Here is an 18103-nt window from a genome sequence, read left to right on the forward strand (position 1 = left end):
CAATGCTCAGCACATTTTAGGAGGGAAACGTATGCCTATAACAAAGGATGAATCCACTTGGCCGATCATAAGCCTTAGTTTGGGGGAGGCGTTTGATCAGGAGACAGTAGAAGAATATATCGCTTATTGGGAAGAGCTGCTCGCGCGCCGATCTGCCTTCGGCCTGCTGATGGTGCATTCCGCAGAGAAAAACACACGTCCAGAGCGTGCGGTCACACAGCTGTATATGAACTGGTGCAAGATGAACAAGCGGGAAATCGCCCAATATTGTTCAGGCATCGCGGTCGTAATGCAGAATGCTAAGTTGCTTGCTGTCTACAAGCCAGTTACAGCGTTGTCCACTAAAAGAACCTACGGCTGCCCCGGAGGTGCTTTCTCCGGAGAGGCTGAGGCGATAAGGTGGCTGGAGGAGCAGTTGGCTAAGGCACCCTCGGGTACGAAAACCTAATATAGCTGCCCATAATTTGGGGATACACATTTAAGCTTTCTTCACCCTTTAGGGTGGGGAAGGCTTTTTTTGTCTAGAAAGATAAGAATCCGCCAACCCCTCACAACCAACGTGTCAGAGTAAGCTTTTTAAATATAAACGGGGTGTGTTGGATGAAGATAAATAATAATTATTTGAAAGAACAATTAAAACATGTATATTGGCTAAATGGTGGACCTTGTGCTGGAAAGACTACTATGACCAAGAAGTTTGTAGAGGAATTAGGTTTTCAAACATTAGGGGATGATCTCTTAAAATATAGACCATTCTCTAGCCCTATGGAATATCCTGCCCTTCAATTCCCTAATCCTAGTTTAGATTGGAATAAGTGGTTTAATAAACCTGTAGATGAACATTGCCAATGGTTATTTCAAGTGGTCGAAGAGATACCGTTTATCCCGGAAAAGAGAATGATATGTTTTTATACGTCCGATGCGGAGATAGAGAGATTATATTACTTTAGAGAAGACCATAAGATGATTCTGGACTGCATTAACGCTTATACGTTAAATCCAGAAGAAACAATTAAACACAGTAATAAATCTATGATTAAGTTCTCCAATGAAATAAAGAGCGCTTGCACTAAGCTGGGCATCAAAACCATAGAAAGAACACTAAATATGAGCGTAGAAGAACAATTTAGGTTAGTTCGTGAACATTTTAAAATGTAGGGATGACTGTAAGGTATACCTACTCAAAGAAACCATTCCTTTGTCAGGTATGGTTTTTTTAATACCTAGAAAAGTACACAGGTGTGCCCGTATAATAAATAGGAGTAAGTAATTGGAAGTAGACTGATGATGAGGGGAGAGAAGACATGTTTTTCTTTAAGAAAAATAAAGGCATCACAAAAGAGGAACTGCAGGCCCTGGTTGAAGGCTTGGAGCAGGCTTATATGGATAAGGATGAAGAAGGTTTGAGCAAAAGATTTCATCCAGATAAGAGGGGAATGTCCTTTTTAAATCACTTTCAATTAATGATGACATTTCAAATCTATAATATAAAATCTGAAATTCTCGAATTTGAATTGCTGTCAATGGATGCTACTAAAGCAGTCTTTACATACACTCGGAAGCATATTCATACCTGTATCAACCCCGCCGATGAACGTGAGGAAAAAAGAAATCAAATTATCAGTTATTACGTTGAGGCTGTGAAGGAGAATGGTTCAATTTGGATTACGAGGTACAGCCCTTATAGCACGATTTTTGTAGATAAGAAGGGTGATTTCCTTAGTGGTGTGGATGCGGTCATTCCTCCTGGAGAAGAGATCAATTCAGGCATTGCGCGATTCATCCCGTATTTTCAGCTTAATAGCTATGTACCTGCAACATTCCATGTCTACAGTAACAGTCAATTTATCGGATATTATCCGCTAGGAGAATGCCATCGGTACGAACCTTCGCATACGTTCACGATTAATTATTTTGATAAGATAGAGGCATCTTCTGTAGAGAAGCATACAGCGGATTATATCTCCCAAGAGACCTTATTGACCGCTCAAGTATTGCATCAGACTGATAATAGCTCTGTAGTTGAGACGCAGTTGATGAACAATAATGTATTAGAGCATGAACTTGTTACCAGCCTGCTTACGAAGGATGGGTTCTATATGATTAGATTTCTGTATGACAAAGGGGAGCCGATACCGCCACAGGAACGAGAAAAGTGGAAGCGTGAGATGGTCACTTTAATAGAAAAAGAGCACAGCAGTTAACACAGAAACTTGCAGTTACAGACAGCACGCGAACTGTATCCTAAGTAACGATAAGTTTTTTTGGGAATAATGAGAGAAAAGGAAAGATGGAAATGTCCTATATCGTTGATTTTAAAAATGTGTCTACGGTTGGGTTAGAATCTTCACCTGTAGTAGATGCGCTTGCTGGTCTGCGTGCTAATGAGGCCCGTTATTTTATGAATAAATACAAGCATGAATTTACGGTTGTACAAGCCAGCGAAAGCCAGGAGACCCTTGATTATGTGAACCGAATTTTAAAAGAAGAACGTGATATTGAGTTTGCGGCCAATCCTTTAGAAACGTCGCGTTTTCAAGTGGAAAATATTAAATTTGCTTATGTCTTTTATGAGGATGGCCTTGCGGTCAACGTTATGTATACGGTTGATGACCCAAAGAAGCGGGCTGTTGGTTTTAAGCTTTCTGAGGGGATGGAGATCCCAAAGGAGCTAGAAGAGAAGTTTAAGTTTGCCAGGCAGAAGTCCAAGCTAGCTGGAACAATTCGGGGTTCGTTTTTTGTAATTAAAGGAGAGTATTAAGGTAAGCAAAATTGCAACTTAATCAATGAGAGGGCCATCCTATAAAAGGATGGCCCTAAATCTTTTCGGTATAGATAATTTGCGTGGGTTATCTATGGGAATGGACTCTCATTCAAGAGGCCGAATTTATTATATAGAGCAACGAAAACTGGAGTTGCGAGCGTACTTCACAATTATTTTGTATGAGTAGCTGAGATGCTGGAATGTACGGTATAAATCCCGTAGAAAAGAGCTGAGGTGGCTGGAATAGTAAAATGTACGGGATAAATCCCTTACAAATGAGTTGAGGTGGCTGAGATGCTGGAATGTACGGTATAAATCCCGTAGAAAAGAGCTGAGGTAGCTGGAATAGTGAAATGTACGGTATAAATCCCGTACAAATGAGTTGAGGTGGTTGAGATGCTGGAATGTACGGTATAAATCCCGTAGAAAAGAGCTGAGGTAGCTGGAATAGTGAAATGTACGGTATAAATCCCGTACAAATGAGTTGAGGTGGCTGGAATAGTGAAATGTACGGTATAAATCCCGTAGAAAAGAGCTGGAGTAGCTAGTATGCTGGAATGTACGGTATAAATCCCGTACAAATGAGTTGAGGTGGCTGGGACGGTGAAATGTACGGTATAAATCCCGTAGAAAAGAGCTGAGGAGGCTGGAATAGTGAAATGTACGGTATAAATCCCGTAGAAAAGAGCTGAGGTGGCTGGAATAGTGGAATGTACGGTATAAATCCCGTAGAAAAGAGCTGAGGTGGCTGGAATAGTGAAATGTACGGTATAAATCCCGTAGAAAAGAGCTGGAGTAGCTAGTATGCTGGAATGTACGGTATAAATCCCGTACAAATGAGTTGAGGTGGTTGAGATGCTGGAATGTACGGTATAAATCCCGTAGAAAAGAGCTGAAGTGGCTGGGACGGTGAAATGTACGGGATAAATCCCGCAGATAAGAGCTGAGGTGGCTTGGCTATATCGACTTGGTTGGAGACTCTCCGGGGGCATCAGATTTGATCCATTCAAATGTGTTCGACAAGCCACCTATCATTTGACAAAACGTGGAAGATGTTGGATGCGGTCAAAAACAATCGAATTATTGAGATTGATATGGAAAAATATTTTGCAGCAGATTCATACTCCTCCTTGTTACAAGCTGAAGATATTGCCGACAAATTATCGAAGCTGGCTTCATCAAAATAACCTTATTGGATTGAACCTACCTGAAGTCATTTAAATAAAAAGACGAAGCCTATTATGGCTTCGTCTTTTGTAGTTTTGCATGCCCTTTTCATCCTAGAAAATAAGGTCCCTGTTACAAATGAACTATTGGACCGAAAGTACAGTCTCCAGCTCAGGGATATATTCCTTGACCATATTGTTGTCTTCCCACAGTCCTTTAGTCCCAGCTGGGGCTTGACCTTCGGAAACGACTAAGTACGGTTTGATGGTTACGGTACTCGGTATAGTCTTGAAGGGTTCAAAATGAACATTATAAGATTCGCTTACGGGGTGAGCACCGACAGGCTTCAGTTGAACGCCACGTTCATCCACAATGTCAAATTGAAGAGCGATGACGCCCCCGTTAGCACCCTTATATTTCGAAGGGATAGAAGCGAGCATTTCTTCTACGCTCTGGCCCGGTTTGGTTTTGTACTCAATGGATACCTGCGTTGTGATTGGGGTGATTTCTACCTTACTGATCTGCAAGTTAATGTTATCGTGATGCTTGGTCTCCTCTGAAGTTAGGGCGGTAACAGGCGTTGATGTGGTAACAGGCAGAACGAATTCGAACGGGACATCGTAACCCTTTAACGTTATATTTACAGTCAAGTCAAACTGATCAGGGAACTGGACAGTCTGTGTTGTTGTGCTCGGCTCATAATAAGTGTTCAAAACCTGAACCATTATGCTGGAAGCAGTCTCACCATCCATGTGTTCGTAACTCCAGAGCAGAGGTTGGCCTTTATAGAGAACCTCAAACTTATCCACCGCCCCTTTATTGGCATCGGAAGGCGGCGAATTGGGCTCCGAAGCCAGACGGTTTCCAGGAGTGGTTAGGTTCATAAGAATTCGGGTTCCGTCAAATAACAATGTTGGGATATTCATCGTCACATCGCCATGGGTCACGCTTTGGTTTACGTTTGTGATGAAATCCTCGGCTTGTTGAACACCGGGATCTAAGTTTTTTTCGCCCCATAATGAATAGATTTGTCCCAGAACCGGAATTTGCTTGAGTGCATCAGCTATTGCGGGCGATACAAAGCCGGAAGCAAGGAGTGTAACTCCCAGGATTGCAGCGGCTGCAGTGGAAACCCACCATTTATTAAAAGTTCTTGATACATCTATCTTTCTCTGAATGGGGGAAATAGAATTATCGGTCTCCCTGATGATTTGGTAAGTCTCATTCAGCTTGGAGCGGGCAATATCCGATAACTGATCGGGAAGTAAGCTTTGGCAGTTCTTTAATTGTTTTTCTAACTTAGTGTTTACCATGTCGCAACCTCATTTCTTGATTGAATTGAGATGAATGCTTTAGCTTTTTGCGGGCGCGATGCAGCCGGGTCTTCACGGCTACCGTAGAAATTTCGAGAATGTCGGAAATTTGATTGATCGGCATGTCCTGTAGGTAATGAAGGTGAATGACAATCCGGAGGTTCTCCTCAAGATGTTGAACGGCATCCCATAATTCGATTTTCTCATAATCCTTGGAAGTGGAAGGGACTTCGGGAAGTTCTCCATACGGGAGGGTTCTTGCGTTGTTTTTGAGCATTTTATTGCATTCATTAATCAGAATCCGGAAGATCCACGTTTTGAAAAATGCGGGCTCTCTGAGTGTATGGATGTTCTTAAAGGCTTTTAGCATCGTCTCCTGCAGGGCATCTGCACAATCTTCTTCTTTGTTGACGATGGACCTTGCAGTTCTGTATAAAGGTAACTCTATCTCCTGCATCAACTTCACGAATGCTTCAGGGTCCCCAGCTTTGGCTTTGACGACAATAGGATCTATATGCAAAGATTTACCTGCTTTCTTGACTAGAAGTCTTAGGATGTTCGTAACGTTACTTAAATATTAGATCGGGTAGGTAGCTAGAAGGTTACCACAAACATGATTCCATTCTCCGCATCTCGCAAAGGATGAAGATTACTTTTGCTGTCTGTAGCTAGTAGCAGGGTATCCTTCGCATAATGGGAAGGCATTTCACGGTGCTCTTCCGAACGATTAATGTGTAACTGAGCTAGCAAGGTGAGAAATTGGTTTTTTTCACAAAAAAATCGCCGTTCAAATTCCCTGTCAGGAATCGGACGACGATTTTTCATAAGCTAGTCAGTCAGTCAATCAATCAATAATATAAATGACCCATTCCCCTTGATCGTTTGGCCGAATAGCGTATAGCATTTTTACATTTTCAACGGTCTCTGCGGCCATATCCAAGCGTTGTCCGATTACCGTTATATTCACCTGATGTTCGTTGGGTAACATGGAATCAATGCTTTCGATGTCTGTGAATTTGTACTGATATTGTTCGTCATAATAAGGCTCCATAGCCTCTGCTAGTTTTTTGTTTACGAACCCGGATTGATAAATTGTGTGGTCATGCTCAACTAAAGCAGTTAGGTTTTTTTCCAGCACTTCAAGTGCGGGGAGATCATTCTCTGTCAATTGATCTGCATATGATTTCAGATTTATCAACAATTCTGCCTTAAAGCTGGTTTCATTTGGCTGCTTGGGTTCTGTGATTTGCGGCTTCTGCGTATTAATCGCTGGACTTTGGGTTGGCGTATTTGCTCCTGTGCTCGGCTCCTGGTTTGGTTTAACGTCCCCTGCACATGCTGCCAGAAAGATTAAAGACATCAACATGAGCATTCTTGCAATAGTTTTTAACATCTAACTCCACCTTTTTGAGGATATGTTAGTTAGTCGCGAGAAAATATGGAGAAGTTACAAGGGCTGAATGAAGCCCCAAAAAAGCAGATTAAACCGTTAGTTTTTGTGTATCTACAGAGTCACGTCCGCTTACCGCAAGCATGATTGTAGAAATAATGACGAGTATGAAACAGAGCACAAATGAATACCGGTACCCAACAACACTAGCTAATAACCCGCCAACAAGACTGCCAATCAGTCTGCCGATCGTGGATGAATTAGAGTAGAGCGTGGATGCATACCCAGGCATGTTTGGAAGCAGATCCTGAATGTAGCTAATGCCAATCGCTGAAATAACGGCAACAAAAAAGGCAAGCAAAATTTGGGCTGCAAGCATTTGCCACATCGCGCCTGAAGTAATGACAACGAGATAATAAGCTCCTCCGAAAATGGCTCCGCACATCATCAGGATGCGGTTACTGTATTTCGCACTAAGTAGTCCCAGCATGATCATAAAAGGAATTTCCAGCGCAGCACAAATACTGCTGACTAAACCGACATCGCTTGTTGTTCCCCCTAGATTGTTGGTGATAAAGAGGGCAGTATTGATGCTACTCGTCCAGTGGGCTACATACATGAGTATCATAATCAGAAAAGGAAGCAGAACATTACGGTTCTGACCCAACCGGAAACTTTTTACTTTTACTTCTGCAGTACTGCTTTTCACTTCTGTATTTGATTTCAGGAATAGTGAAATAAGTAAGGCAACCAGCAGGAATACTCCGATGGTGCCCGAGAAAATCCCCTTAAACCCAACAGCAGCAATTAGCAGAGTACCGATTAAAGGACCTGTAATAAAGCCGAGAGAGAAAGCAGAACGCAAGGTAGAATTTGCAAACGCAGTATCTGTAAAATCGCTCTTATTCACTGCTTCTCTAGCTATGGCGAACAATTGAGGCATCCCTGGTGCACCGAGTGCGGTGAACACAATCATGTAAATGAATAAGATCGTAAAATCCCCAATGAGCAAGTATCCGCTATAAGCAAGGGCATTACAGAGCGTGGAGACAAGGTAAATGTTTCTTCGATTTAAGCCAAGGTCAGAGCGTCTCCCGATTAGTGTACTGATCCATATTCCGGCAATTAACGTGGTGGCCAGAAAAACACCAAACAGCCCGACAGATACTCCAAGCTGTTCCGTAAAATAAATGGATAAAAAGGGTGCGCTGAGTGAAATCCCCATCCCCTGCAGTAACATACATAAAAAGAGTAAGCCATAAGAGGGAATCGAAAATAGTGCAGTTAGTCGTTTGAACATGTTGTGAAAGTACTCCTCTATATTTGTTTAGATATTTCATAAAAAAAAGCCGTTGAAATTGATTCCAACGGCTTTTTGTATGCTTGTTTTTTTCAAGACCTTATTCAACATCATAATTGATCGGAAAGAATAAGTCTATACTTTCGGCTGGATTTTATTTACTATTGTGAAGTCGGCAAAACCTAATAAATGGAGTGTTGTTAATGGACGTTACTTGTCATCTCGATAAGGCTGACTTACAGGATTATATTAGTAGGGTTTTTGGCAGCAGTTATTTCGTTGCTCGTGTTTCGCGCATGCATGGCGGTGCACAAAAGGTGGTCTACAAGATTGAGTGCAGTAATGGATTTTCCTGCGTTTTGTATGTGTGGGATCTTTCGATGAATTATTTTAAAGAAGAAAAAGCAAATGAAGATATAAATGAACAATCCTATGGAAGTCATTTATTCGAATTAAATAACAGGTACTTAACACAACATGGAGTTCAGACCCCTGCTCTTTATGATCTGAATAAGGAAAGAGATCGTTACTCTTTCGATTATGCTCTAGTTGAATATATAGATGGAAGAATGGCAGAAACCTATTTTTATCATCCCGATTCACGTGTTCAAGATAAAGTTTTTCAGCGTGTGGGGGAAATGCTTACTGCTATGCATACCAACGAGAGGCATGTTTTTGGGAAAGCAAATGCTAACGAGAGCAGCATGAGCGAATGTCATTTATTACAAATGGAAAATGCGAAAGTGCAGCTAGCCTATGCCTCCCAACATATTGAGAAGATCAGGTCTAATCAAAGCAAACTGCTCGATAAGTTGTACGAGCTTGAATCAAAAATTCAACCCAGACAGCAATATGGGTTTATTCACGGGGAGCTGGGACCTGACCATGTTATGGTTAATGATAAACTGGAGCCCTTTCTGATAGATATTGAAGGGGCAATGTACTATGACATTGAGCATGAGCATAGTTTTTTACAGATGAGATTTGGGGATTTCTATCGGTACTTAAAGAACGATGCTCTGGATCATGATAGGCTGTTATTTTATCAATTCCACCATCATGTCTCCTTAACTTCAGGTGGATTAAAGCTGCTGCATAGAGGATTTCCTGACCAACAATTCGCCCAAGGCCTAGCTGATTATCAATCGGAACGCGCGCTGAGGTTTATCGAAGGATGAACTAAACAAGGCGTTTGGATTGATAACCTACTGCCATGTCCTCGAAAGTAACCTATTAGCCTTCTTCACCCTTTAGGGTGGGGGAGGTTTTTTCGTTATACAACTACAAGGCATAATAAAAGACCGCATCCACTGGAATTGCTTCCGGATCTGGCGGTCTGATGTCTTCGTTATGAATCAATCTTTATCTGAAAGGGTTAGTTAATGAAATTTAACGGTCTTGATTCGAGCCTCTTCTTCATAGCTAAGTGGTTTCGGAGATTGCGGAGTGTGCAGATGACGCTCCACGGAGTACTCCATTTTCCGGTAGTCCTCATTACCTGTATTCAATGTTGGATTCCAGTTTTCTGTCACCCAATTTTTAAGTTCCTTAAGTCCTGCTAGCATTTCCTCCAGCCTCCTTTGGCGAAGAAACAAAATAGATTTTGTAGTTATTTGTTTACGCTTTCATTATAATCCTAAACTCCATTTTTTAAAAGGTGTGTCCGTCTGAAAAACACAGATTATTCAGTGAACATTGTGTGTTATTTAGGTTTTGTGCTTCATCTGGAGAGAAGTGTCTCCCTGTAGGAGACATTTTTAGTGAAGCTGAAAGGATACTCATTAGTACCCCTTTTTTATATTATTTTACATCCGTATATCCAACAAATACTGCCCGGAAGAAATAAATTTAGGGTGGAATATTTGCAGGATTATTTTCTAATGAATATGGAAAAATAAATGATTATTAGCTGCGAGTTATACTGAAAACCATTATTGTGCTAATCATAAATAAGATTGGTGGAAATAAATTTTATTTTTCTAAAAATAGAGAAAATAATTTACAAAACCAAAATATAATGATATTTTGTTTATGTAGAAAAGAAACCGCTCACAACTTAAGGGGGATTAACAATGACACTCACAAAGTTCCACGGAATTATACCTGCCTTTTATGCCTGCTATGACGATCAAGGAAACATTTCGGAATCCCGGACGCATGCTTTATGTGATTACTTATTTGAAAAAGGAGTTCAAGGTGTATATGTGGGAGGCAGCTCAGGAGAATGTATTTACCAGAGTCTCGACGAACGCAAAGCGGTACTAAGCTACGTAGCTAGTAACCTGAAAGGTAAAATGACACTGATTGCCCACGTGGGTGCCCCTTCCACTAGAGATAGTATTGAGTTAGCGAAACATGCTGCAACCTTAGGGTATGATGCATTATCCGCAATCCCGCCTATATATTTCAAATTACCTGATAGTGCAGTCTATAAATATTGGAGCGAGATTATGGAGGCAACCCCTCTTAGCTTCATTATCTACAACATTCCTCAGACTACTGGATATACACTGACTCCTTCCCTATTTGAGAAGCTGCTTGCGAACAAAAAGGTGATTGGTGTGAAGAACTCCTCCATGCCGACTATGGATATTGAAAGATTCAAAAGAGTGGGTGGAAAAGATGTAGTGGTATTTAATGGACCAGATGAACAATATGTTGCGGGAAGAATCATGGGAGCGGATGCGGGAATCGGTGGAACCTATGCGGTTATGCCTGAGCTGTTCCTCCAAGCAAATGAATTTGTTAAGGCTGGTAAGTTCGAAGAAGCTGGACAAATTCAAAGCGATATCAACGATATTATCATCGCCCTTTGTTCGCTGAAAGGTGCCATGTATGCCGGAATAAAAGAGCTTCTAAAATTAAGAGGCGTAAACATTGGCAGCGTAAGAGCACCGCTTGAGGCAGTAGCCGTTGAGGATGCTGGTCCGATCGCAGACATTATGAAATTGATTGATCAAGCTATTGAAAGATATTGCGGTTAAGATAATGAAGAAATCCATCGTATGCTTTGGCGATTCTAATACTTGGGGCTACGACGCAGAGACAGACCGCAGATTTAAGGATGATATTCGTTGGACGGGAATTCTTCATACAGAATTGGGTGACGCCTACCGAATGATCGAAGAAGGGCTTCCCGGCAGAACAAGTGTCAGTGAGGACCCTCTATTTGAAGGACTTTCTGGAATCTCCTATATCTATCCCTGCCTGATGTCACATTCGCCATTAGACTTGGTTGTGATCATGCTTGGGACCAATGATACAAAAGAAAGGTTTGGACTAACTTCTTATAACATCGCACAAGGTATTGTTAGGTTGGCTCTTAAAGCTAAAGATAGCGGTGCAGGACCCGAGGGGAAGGCTCCAGAGGTTCTAGTAATCGCGCCCCCTCCGATTGGAGCAGAGTATATTCATACCCCTATTGGCAAACCAATGGGTAGCGGATGTAGTGAGAAGTCTATGGAGCTCGCTGAGCATCTTGCAGCTTTACTAACGGAAACTGGCATCCACTTTATAGACTCCAGAGATCATGTATCGATGAATGAAATTGATTATATGCATCTTGATCCGCAAGGACATCGCAGCATGGCCGATTTAGTGCAATACCATGCCAAACGGATTTTAAATTAAGGGTTCTATACTTTCGAAGCAAGTTTTGTACGAAGTGATTCAAAGAAGATAATGCTTACAAAACTTTAAGCGTATGCTTTCGAAGCGAGTTTTGTACGAAGCGATTCAGAGAAGATAATGCTCACAAAACTTTTAGGGAGGTTTATAAATGAAGAAAAAACGTTTACTCTCGACAATGGTTGCGCTAATGGTGATTATTTCTTTAATTTCAGGTTGCTCAGGTAACAATGCTGCTAGCTCTAATACATCCGATAATTCTTCTGCATCTGGGAAGGAAAAAGTGGGGATCAGAGTATGGCTGACTCCACAGTGGAAGGGTGTTGTGGATGCCACGGAGGCAGGCGCGGACTATGATAGCTTCCTAAAGCACGCCGCTGAGAAATTCAAAGCACAATATGATAAATATGATGCGGATATTCAAATAGAGGTCATTGCTGGAGATCAGCGCGATCAATTGCTTAACGTTAACTTAAGCGGAGGAACACCTCCAGATGTGTTCTTTGAGAGTGTATTCCCGATGGGGGATTACGTTCACCGTGGAGCATTGGTTCCTTTGACCGACATCATTGATGAAGACGCGAAAAGCGATATTGCTCAAAACTACTGGGACGCTGTAACGTTCGGAGAAGATATTTATTTCTATCCATTCCAGCACAACCCAGGCACCTTGGTTTACAACGCGGACATGTTTAAAGCAGCAGGCTTAGAAAAGTTTGTGGGTGAAGAATCCGAAATCAAAACTTGGAACTTGGATGAATATCAACAAATTCTTGAGGGTCTGAAAAACAATCTGCCGAAGGATAAGTATTCGAATGCATATCCAATGGCATTATTCGCTGTAAATAATCAGGGCGATACATGGAACCTTGCCTATATGAGAATGTTCGGCAATAAGTTCTTTGATGATCAAGGCAACATTGTCCTGAACGATGAGAACGGAGTTAAAGCTGCAACTTGGCTGAAAAACCTATATGACGGCGGATATACAAATCCAGGAGCAGAATCTGTTTCTTCTAATGATGCCAATGCTATGTTCCAAAATCAGCAATTAGCGATCAGTTTCACTAACCCGATTCTGTTTAATGGTACGAAAGCTAATATGGCGGATGGTACGGCAGCGAAATTCGATATGAGACTTGCTAATATTCCGTCGGAAAGCGGCGATCCTCTATCCTTTACTTATGTAGTAGGCGCTAGTGTATTCAAGTCCAAAGATGCTAAGAAGACTGAAGTAGCTAAGGATTTCGTGAAGTTTTTCTCAAGCGATCCTGAGTTAGTTAAATCCTCTAAGAATGGGATTCCTGTAAGAAGTTCTGTAGCCGAAGCACTTAAAGCGGAGAATCCACTGTTTGCAGCTTACGATGCCAATTCTAAATATTTGTTCAACTTCACAGGCAACGTTCCAGGATACAGCCAATTAAGAGAGGTTTTATATCCAGAGCTACAAGCACTTTACATGGGAGCTAAGACACCGGAACAGTTTGTACAAGATTATCAGACAAGTGGCAACAAGGTGATTGAGACCAATAAAGCTGGCTCTGTAATTTTCCAATAATCTAAGACCAGATAAACAATACACGATTGACAGCCTTTAGGGTCTGAAGAGACTCTGGGGCTGTTAATTAGAAAGGTAAACGATATGAAACTACGTAGTAATTACCTAAAAGAGAATATTACAGGTTATCTGTTTATTTTACCTCAGATGATAGTATTCTTAGCCTTTCTTGTCTATCCGATCTTAGAAGGGATGCGGCTGAGTCTATACCAGATTAATTATGACAGTGAGAAATTTGTGGGTTTTGCCAATTACACCACATTGTTTAATGATCCGGTATTTTTTAAGGCTACCATCAACACCGTTGTGTTCGTAATATTTATCGTTCTACTTACAGTGGGGTTTGCATTGTTCGTAGCCTCCGCGGTATTTGATAAAAATGCTAAGTACGTTTCCTTTATTAGAGGAAGTTATTATATCCCGGTAATGGTGTCCATGGTGGTTATGAGTATGGTCTGGAGCTTTTTGCTGAATCCGGCTAATGGACTTATCTCTTATCTATATAAAGACATGGGACTAGGGACGATTAATCTGCTGGGAAATCCAAAGACGGTTCTGCCAGTCGTGATATTTGTAACCTTCGCAACTAACGTGGGCCAGGCAATTATTCTGTATATAGCTGCAATGATTGGTGTCTCGAAAGAGCTTTTTGAAGCAGCCGAAATCGACGGTGCTAGCAGATGGCAAGTGATATCAAAGATCCTGATTCCTTCGGTAGGACCGACAACAACTTATATTACGATTATCAATATTATTGCCGTATTAAAAATCTTTGTAGTTATTCAGTTATTGACCGGTGGCGGACCGAACAATTCCTCCGTAACGCTGATGTACTACCTTTATAATAATGCCTTTAAATATAACCAACTCGGTGTAGCTTCTGCGGTAGGGGTTATCATGTTCGTGATTACATTGATATTGTCTGTGCCACAGCTACGAAGCATGATTAAGGTGAAGTGAGGGGGAATACAACATGTCGAAGATTAAAAACAAGAAAAAGAGAGAGAAGTTTGATGTGATATCGAATGTAATCATTATCCTCTTCGCGCTCCTTAATCTTTTTCCACTATATTGGTTATTCACAAGTTCACTCAAGAACAGCTCGGATGTTGTGAAAATGCCTCCAGACTGGTGGCCCAAATCGATTACATTCTCCAACTATGTGGATGTATTTCAGAACCAGCCGGCTTTAAGATGGACGTTTAATAGTATTTATGTATCAGGTATTTCTACTATTTTGGTTATCGTTGTAGGCTCTATGGCCGCCTATGCGTTCTCAAAGATTAATTTTAAAGGTAAAAATATAATCTTCATTATCTTTATATCAAGCTTGATGATTCCTAAAGAAATTATGATTGTACCCTTATTCCGGATCACCCAACAATTTGGAATGGTAAATAGTTATAACGGTATGATTTGGCTGAACGTGGCGGGTGCATTTGGAGTGTTCCTATTAAAGGGATTCTTCGATTTAACCCCTAATGCCTTAAGAGAAGCCGGGAGAATAGATGGTGCAAATGAATGGAGAATCTTCACACGCATCATGTTGCCTATTGTCAAACCTGGTATTGGAGCCTTATTTATTCTAAATTTCGTGCAAGTCTGGAATGATTACTTGTGGCAGCTGGTTATAGGCCAAGAGAACAAAATGAAAACATTAATGGTTGGTACTGCGACCTTAATGCAGGATTTGAATCCTAATTTCGCTTATAAAATGGCCGGAGCTACCATCGCTGCAATTCCGATGTTGCTAGTGTTCATGTTATTCCAACGGTTCTTCACCAATGGGATTACGGCAGGAGCAGTTAAAGAATAAATAAAAATGTGGAGTGGGTTACTGATGAATACTGAAAATAATGTACTTAAAAAAATAAAACATAAATTAGTCGTCTCCAGTCAAGCCTTACCAGAAGAACCGCTGCATAGCCCGTTTATTATGGGGAGAATGGCTTATGCTGCTTACTTAGGCGGGGCTTCTGGAATTCGGGCAAACAGCGTAGCGGATATTCAAGAAATCAAAAAGCAAGTGAATCTGCCAATCATTGGGATAATCAAAAAGGTGTATGAAGGCTCTGAAGTCTTTATTACACCCACTCAAAAGGAAGTCGATGAGCTGTACCGCGAAGGGGTAGATATCATTGCTATGGATGCTACAGACCGTATTCGCCCGGACGGATCTACTATTTCTGAACTTTTTCCACTTTTAAAAGAGACCTATAAAGATCAACTGTTTATGGCGGATTGTTCTACATTTGCGGAAGCTGCGAAGGCTGTTGAGCTGGGATTTGATCTGATAGGAACTACCTTGAGCGGTTATACAGAGGCTACTAAAGGCCGCAACTTGCCAGATTTTGAATTGGTTCAACAAATCGTCAACAACTTCTCTGTTCCCGTTATAGCTGAAGGTGGGGTTTCCACTCCTGAAGAATTAAAGACCATGTTTGATTTAGGTGTGTATTCAGCAGTGGTTGGCTCTGCGATCACGAGACCGATGGAGATTACGAAACGGTTTGTGAACGCTATTCAGTAGAACGCCAGAGAGGGTAGATGGAAATGAGGATTGTAGCCGTAGATGTTGGCGGTACCAATACCAAGATGTGTATATGCGATAAACAGGGGAATGTACATGACTTCAAGGAGTATGCAACAGAAAGCTACTTGGGGGGACCTCATGTAATCTCAAGAATGCTGGAAAAGATTGCAGAATACGATCATTTTGATGCCATTGCCATAAGCACCGCGGGCCAAGTTAATGCAGAAGAAGGATTTATTGTCTATGCTAACGAAAATATACCTAGATATACTGGAATGAAAATTAAGGATATTGTCACCCATCATTTTCATAAACCTGTTATGGTAGAGAACGATGTGAATTCAGCTGCATTAGGCGAAGCTTATTATGGAGCTGCTCAGAGCTTTAACAATTTCTTATGTCTAACCTTTGGCACAGGCATTGGCGGTGCAATCGTCATTAATCGCCAAATCTACAAAGGGGCTAATGGGGTAGCGGCTGAATTTGGCCATATCTTTACTCACCCATTGTCGGCCACATCCGGAGTAGAAGGACTGCCATATTATGAAAAACACGCTTCAACCACAGCTTTAGTCAAGATGGCTCAACTGGCAGATCCCGAATGCACGGATGGAAAAGCCTTATTTGATAAAATACAGAGCGGAAATGAGCAGCTTGAACGTATTTTAGATCTATGGATTACTGAAGTGGCTGTTGGTTTAGCTTCTATCACGCATATCTTCAATCCATCCGCGATTATTATTGGTGGCGGCGTAATGGAACAAGAAGATTTGGTTCGAAGGGTAGAAGAACGAACGAAGTCTTTGCTTATGGAAAGCTTTGCGGGAGTGAGAATTGTTAAAGCCTCATTAGGGAATAAGGCAGGTCTGCTGGGAGCTTCCTCCTTATTCGTACATTAATTTATTGAAAAGGAGGGGCTTTTTTGCGGACAATCAGTATTTTTTCTTCAATTCATTCTAAATACAATAATTTGACGAATACGGAGAAGAAGGTAGCGGACTACGTACTGGAGAACACGAGAAGTGTAGTCTACATGTCGATTACTGATCTTGCAGATGCATGTGATGTTGGGGAATCAAGTATATTTCGATTTTGCAAATCTTTAAGTTATAAAGGGTATCAAGAGTTCAAGATCGCATTGGCACATAGCATCACTGTGGAGAATGAGATCCCGCAGCTTACCGATCAAATTCTGATGGATGATACGATTGAAGCTGTTGCTTCTAAAGTGCTGACCACGAATGTAAGTGCACTCAACGAGACCTATAATTTAATTGATATACAGAAGATCAGTGAGGCTATTGAGTATTTGATTAATGCAGAACGTGTATTATTTTTCGGTGTGGGCTCTTCTCTAGTCACAGCTATGGAAGCCAAAATTAAATTTATGCGCATTACGAACAAAACGGAATGTTTAATGGATTCACATCTGCAGATGATGTCGGCAGCACTGATGTCTAACCGGGATGTCGCTGTTGTGATTTCTTATTCCGGCTCGACCAAGGATAGCATTGAGGTTGCGAGAAAAGCAAAGGAAAGAGGAGCCAAAGTAATATCCATTACTAGGTTTGAAAAGTCACCGCTAACCTCGTACTCCGATCTGACCCTGCTATGTGGTGCTAATGAAGGACCGCTGCAAGGGGGTTCATTATCTGCAAAGATATCGCAGCTCTATCTGCTTGATATTTTATATGTAGAATATTTCAAGAAGACTAGTGAGCAATCCATAATTAATAAAGAAACAACAGCTTCAGCAGTCAGTGAGAAACTGGTTTAGTACATTAAGATGTGAGGGGAATGGGAAGTTATGATCTTAGGTTCTTTGTCATCTTGGGAAGAGCATATCAAGTATGAGAATCCTGTCATTGTTGAGGCTATCGAGGAATTGAAAGTAATCTTACAACATGATCCTGATCTGGGACGAATCGAAATTCGCGGGAACGAAATGTATGCTTCGATTATGGCTCTTGAGGCAAAATCGCTGGAGGAACAAGTCGCAGAGAAGCATGAGGCCTATATTGATGTGCATTATCTGATCGAAGGTGAAGAAACGATTGGCTGGGCAACCCTGCAAGAAGGGATCGAACCCATTAAGCCTTACGATGCCGAAGGAGAATATGCGCTTTATCCCCCATCAGCAGATGAAATATTGTTATCTTTGAAGCCTGGCATGTTCGCGGTCTTTTTCCCTCATGATGTTCACAGACCGGGTATGGGTCAACCGGGGCAGCAGATTAAAAAAGCTGTCATTAAAATCCACACAAATCTACTAACTCCATAACATTGAGATTGAGGCTGGTAGCGGAACCATTCCGCTGTCAGCTTTTTTTGCGTCGCTTCTATTTACTTATATCTAAATTTATAAATATACAAAATATAAAGATTGGTGGTAAACTTAACATGCCTAAAGCTTTTTTTGTAGAGCTTAAGGATTTTTTTGCATGCACATTT

At 41.3% G+C, this 18103-nt stretch carries 21 protein-coding genes; 15 read left to right on the forward strand and 6 right to left on the reverse strand.

Translation table 11 applies throughout. The annotated features are described in order from the left end of the window. The first annotated feature begins 31 nt into the window (after positions 1-31). The 4 genes from MHH49_RS15415 to MHH49_RS15430 all read left to right on the forward strand — a co-directional run bounded on the left by MHH49_RS15415 (position 32) and on the right by MHH49_RS15430 (position 2761). Complete coding sequence (locus MHH49_RS15415; protein ID WP_036679675.1) at positions 32-448, forward strand: hypothetical protein; 417 nt, start codon at positions 32-34, stop codon at positions 446-448. Between the two features lie 152 nt (positions 449-600). Beyond that, the gene (locus MHH49_RS15420) at positions 601-1158 is read left to right on the forward strand and encodes a hypothetical protein (protein WP_038573121.1); all 558 of its coding nucleotides are present in this window, start codon (positions 601-603) and stop codon (positions 1156-1158) included. Between the two features lie 146 nt (positions 1159-1304). Further along, entirely contained in the window at positions 1305-2204 is a 900-nt protein-coding gene (locus MHH49_RS15425; protein ID WP_076098587.1) for a hypothetical protein, read from the forward strand. Between the two features lie 92 nt (positions 2205-2296). Further along, positions 2297-2761 (forward strand): phage tail protein, encoded by a 465-nt coding sequence (locus MHH49_RS15430; RefSeq protein WP_076223472.1) that lies wholly within the window; start codon positions 2297-2299, stop codon positions 2759-2761. A 272-nt stretch (positions 2762-3033) separates the two neighbouring features. Here MHH49_RS15430 and MHH49_RS15435 read toward each other — a convergent pair whose 3' ends face one another. Next, a complete protein-coding gene (locus MHH49_RS15435; RefSeq protein WP_339809279.1) occupies positions 3034-3774 on the reverse strand; it encodes a hypothetical protein in 741 nt (246 codons plus the stop codon). 42 nt (positions 3775-3816) lie between these two features. Here MHH49_RS15435 and MHH49_RS15440 point away from each other — a divergent pair, with 42 nt between their 5' ends. Next, the gene (locus MHH49_RS15440) at positions 3817-3951 is read left to right on the forward strand and encodes a hypothetical protein (protein ID WP_256717374.1); all 135 of its coding nucleotides are present in this window, start codon (positions 3817-3819) and stop codon (positions 3949-3951) included. A 123-nt stretch (positions 3952-4074) separates the two neighbouring features. On the opposite strand, the gene MHH49_RS15445 is transcribed toward MHH49_RS15440, so the two are convergent. The 4 genes from MHH49_RS15445 to MHH49_RS15460 all read right to left on the reverse strand — a co-directional run bounded on the left by MHH49_RS15445 (position 4075) and on the right by MHH49_RS15460 (position 7934). After that, positions 4075-5244, reverse strand: a complete 1170-nt coding sequence (locus MHH49_RS15445) for a DUF4179 domain-containing protein (protein WP_038573113.1) — start codon at positions 5242-5244, stop codon at positions 4075-4077. Further along, positions 5231-5764: an RNA polymerase sigma factor gene (locus tag MHH49_RS15450; protein ID WP_038573112.1), complete on the reverse strand. Its 534-nt coding sequence runs from the start codon at positions 5762-5764 to the stop codon at positions 5231-5233. The genes MHH49_RS15445 and MHH49_RS15450 overlap by 14 nt, the downstream gene beginning before the upstream one ends. A 324-nt stretch (positions 5765-6088) precedes the next feature. Further along, entirely contained in the window at positions 6089-6637 is a 549-nt protein-coding gene (locus tag MHH49_RS15455) for a hypothetical protein (RefSeq protein WP_341138251.1), read from the reverse strand. Between the two features lie 88 nt (positions 6638-6725). Next, positions 6726-7934, reverse strand: coding sequence for a sugar efflux transporter (locus MHH49_RS15460; RefSeq protein ID WP_076207036.1), 1209 nt, complete (start codon positions 7932-7934; stop codon positions 6726-6728). A gap of 248 nt (positions 7935-8182) precedes the next feature. On the opposite strand from MHH49_RS15460, the gene MHH49_RS15465 reads away from it, so the two are divergent. After that, complete coding sequence (locus MHH49_RS15465) at positions 8183-9112, forward strand: phosphotransferase (protein ID WP_076146417.1); 930 nt, start codon at positions 8183-8185, stop codon at positions 9110-9112. 201 nt (positions 9113-9313) lie between these two features. On the opposite strand, the gene MHH49_RS15470 is transcribed toward MHH49_RS15465, so the two are convergent. Beyond that, positions 9314-9499, reverse strand: coding sequence for a hypothetical protein (locus tag MHH49_RS15470; protein WP_036679656.1), 186 nt, complete (start codon positions 9497-9499; stop codon positions 9314-9316). 507 nt (positions 9500-10006) lie between these two features. On the opposite strand from MHH49_RS15470, the gene MHH49_RS15475 reads away from it, so the two are divergent. The 9 genes from MHH49_RS15475 to MHH49_RS15515 all read left to right on the forward strand — a co-directional run bounded on the left by MHH49_RS15475 (position 10007) and on the right by MHH49_RS15515 (position 17933). After that, positions 10007-10918 (forward strand): dihydrodipicolinate synthase family protein, encoded by a 912-nt coding sequence (locus tag MHH49_RS15475; protein WP_036679654.1) that lies wholly within the window; start codon positions 10007-10009, stop codon positions 10916-10918. A gap of 4 nt (positions 10919-10922) precedes the next feature. After that, on the forward strand, positions 10923-11564 hold the full coding sequence (locus MHH49_RS15480; RefSeq protein WP_036679760.1) for an SGNH/GDSL hydrolase family protein: 642 nt from the start codon (positions 10923-10925) through the stop codon (positions 11562-11564). A 148-nt stretch (positions 11565-11712) separates the two neighbouring features. After that, complete coding sequence (locus MHH49_RS15485; protein ID WP_036679651.1) at positions 11713-13119, forward strand: ABC transporter substrate-binding protein; 1407 nt, start codon at positions 11713-11715, stop codon at positions 13117-13119. Positions 13120-13203: 84 nt separating this feature from the next. Next, the gene (locus MHH49_RS15490) at positions 13204-14079 is read left to right on the forward strand and encodes a carbohydrate ABC transporter permease (protein WP_036679648.1); all 876 of its coding nucleotides are present in this window, start codon (positions 13204-13206) and stop codon (positions 14077-14079) included. Positions 14080-14092: 13 nt separating this feature from the next. Next, positions 14093-14935, forward strand: a complete 843-nt coding sequence (locus MHH49_RS15495) for a carbohydrate ABC transporter permease (RefSeq protein ID WP_341138252.1) — start codon at positions 14093-14095, stop codon at positions 14933-14935. A 24-nt stretch (positions 14936-14959) separates the two neighbouring features. After that, the gene (locus MHH49_RS15500) at positions 14960-15649 is read left to right on the forward strand and encodes an N-acetylmannosamine-6-phosphate 2-epimerase (RefSeq protein WP_036679646.1); all 690 of its coding nucleotides are present in this window, start codon (positions 14960-14962) and stop codon (positions 15647-15649) included. Positions 15650-15672: 23 nt separating this feature from the next. Then, the gene (locus tag MHH49_RS15505; protein ID WP_076099487.1) at positions 15673-16551 is read left to right on the forward strand and encodes an ROK family protein; all 879 of its coding nucleotides are present in this window, start codon (positions 15673-15675) and stop codon (positions 16549-16551) included. A 23-nt stretch (positions 16552-16574) separates the two neighbouring features. Then, positions 16575-17429, forward strand: a complete 855-nt coding sequence (locus MHH49_RS15510; protein WP_051491079.1) for a MurR/RpiR family transcriptional regulator — start codon at positions 16575-16577, stop codon at positions 17427-17429. A gap of 30 nt (positions 17430-17459) precedes the next feature. Next, positions 17460-17933, forward strand: a complete 474-nt coding sequence (locus MHH49_RS15515) for a YhcH/YjgK/YiaL family protein (protein ID WP_038573106.1) — start codon at positions 17460-17462, stop codon at positions 17931-17933. Positions 17934-18103 lie beyond the last annotated feature (170 nt).

It is taken from the genome of Paenibacillus sp. FSL F4-0122, assembly GCF_038002845.1.
In the GTDB taxonomy this organism is placed as follows: domain Bacteria; phylum Bacillota; class Bacilli; order Paenibacillales; family Paenibacillaceae; genus Paenibacillus_AQ; species Paenibacillus_AQ odorifer.

Excerpts from the sequence above, each read along its gene's own strand:
- MHH49_RS15415 (WP_036679675.1), top strand. The coding sequence starts at position 32 with ATGCCTATAACAAAGGATGAATCCACTTGGCCGATCATAAGCCTTAGT.
- MHH49_RS15420 (WP_038573121.1), top strand. The coding sequence starts at position 601 with ATGAAGATAAATAATAATTATTTGAAAGAACAATTAAAACATGTATAT.
- MHH49_RS15425 (WP_076098587.1), top strand. The coding sequence starts at position 1,305 with ATGTTTTTCTTTAAGAAAAATAAAGGCATCACAAAAGAGGAACTGCAG.
- MHH49_RS15430 (WP_076223472.1), top strand. The coding sequence starts at position 2,297 with ATGTCCTATATCGTTGATTTTAAAAATGTGTCTACGGTTGGGTTAGAA.
- MHH49_RS15440 (WP_256717374.1), top strand. The coding sequence starts at position 3,817 with ATGTTGGATGCGGTCAAAAACAATCGAATTATTGAGATTGATATGGAA.
- MHH49_RS15445 (WP_038573113.1), bottom strand. The coding sequence starts at position 5,244 with ATGGTAAACACTAAGTTAGAAAAACAATTAAAGAACTGCCAAAGCTTA.
- MHH49_RS15455 (WP_341138251.1), bottom strand. The coding sequence starts at position 6,637 with ATGTTAAAAACTATTGCAAGAATGCTCATGTTGATGTCTTTAATCTTT.
- MHH49_RS15460 (WP_076207036.1), bottom strand. The coding sequence starts at position 7,934 with ATGTTCAAACGACTAACTGCACTATTTTCGATTCCCTCTTATGGCTTA.
- MHH49_RS15470 (WP_036679656.1), bottom strand. The coding sequence starts at position 9,499 with ATGCTAGCAGGACTTAAGGAACTTAAAAATTGGGTGACAGAAAACTGG.
- MHH49_RS15475 (WP_036679654.1), top strand. The coding sequence starts at position 10,007 with ATGACACTCACAAAGTTCCACGGAATTATACCTGCCTTTTATGCCTGC.
- MHH49_RS15480 (WP_036679760.1), top strand. The coding sequence starts at position 10,923 with ATGAAGAAATCCATCGTATGCTTTGGCGATTCTAATACTTGGGGCTAC.
- MHH49_RS15485 (WP_036679651.1), top strand. The coding sequence starts at position 11,713 with ATGAAGAAAAAACGTTTACTCTCGACAATGGTTGCGCTAATGGTGATT.
- MHH49_RS15490 (WP_036679648.1), top strand. The coding sequence starts at position 13,204 with ATGAAACTACGTAGTAATTACCTAAAAGAGAATATTACAGGTTATCTG.
- MHH49_RS15495 (WP_341138252.1), top strand. The coding sequence starts at position 14,093 with ATGTCGAAGATTAAAAACAAGAAAAAGAGAGAGAAGTTTGATGTGATA.
- MHH49_RS15500 (WP_036679646.1), top strand. The coding sequence starts at position 14,960 with ATGAATACTGAAAATAATGTACTTAAAAAAATAAAACATAAATTAGTC.
- MHH49_RS15505 (WP_076099487.1), top strand. The coding sequence starts at position 15,673 with ATGAGGATTGTAGCCGTAGATGTTGGCGGTACCAATACCAAGATGTGT.
- MHH49_RS15515 (WP_038573106.1), top strand. The coding sequence starts at position 17,460 with ATGATCTTAGGTTCTTTGTCATCTTGGGAAGAGCATATCAAGTATGAG.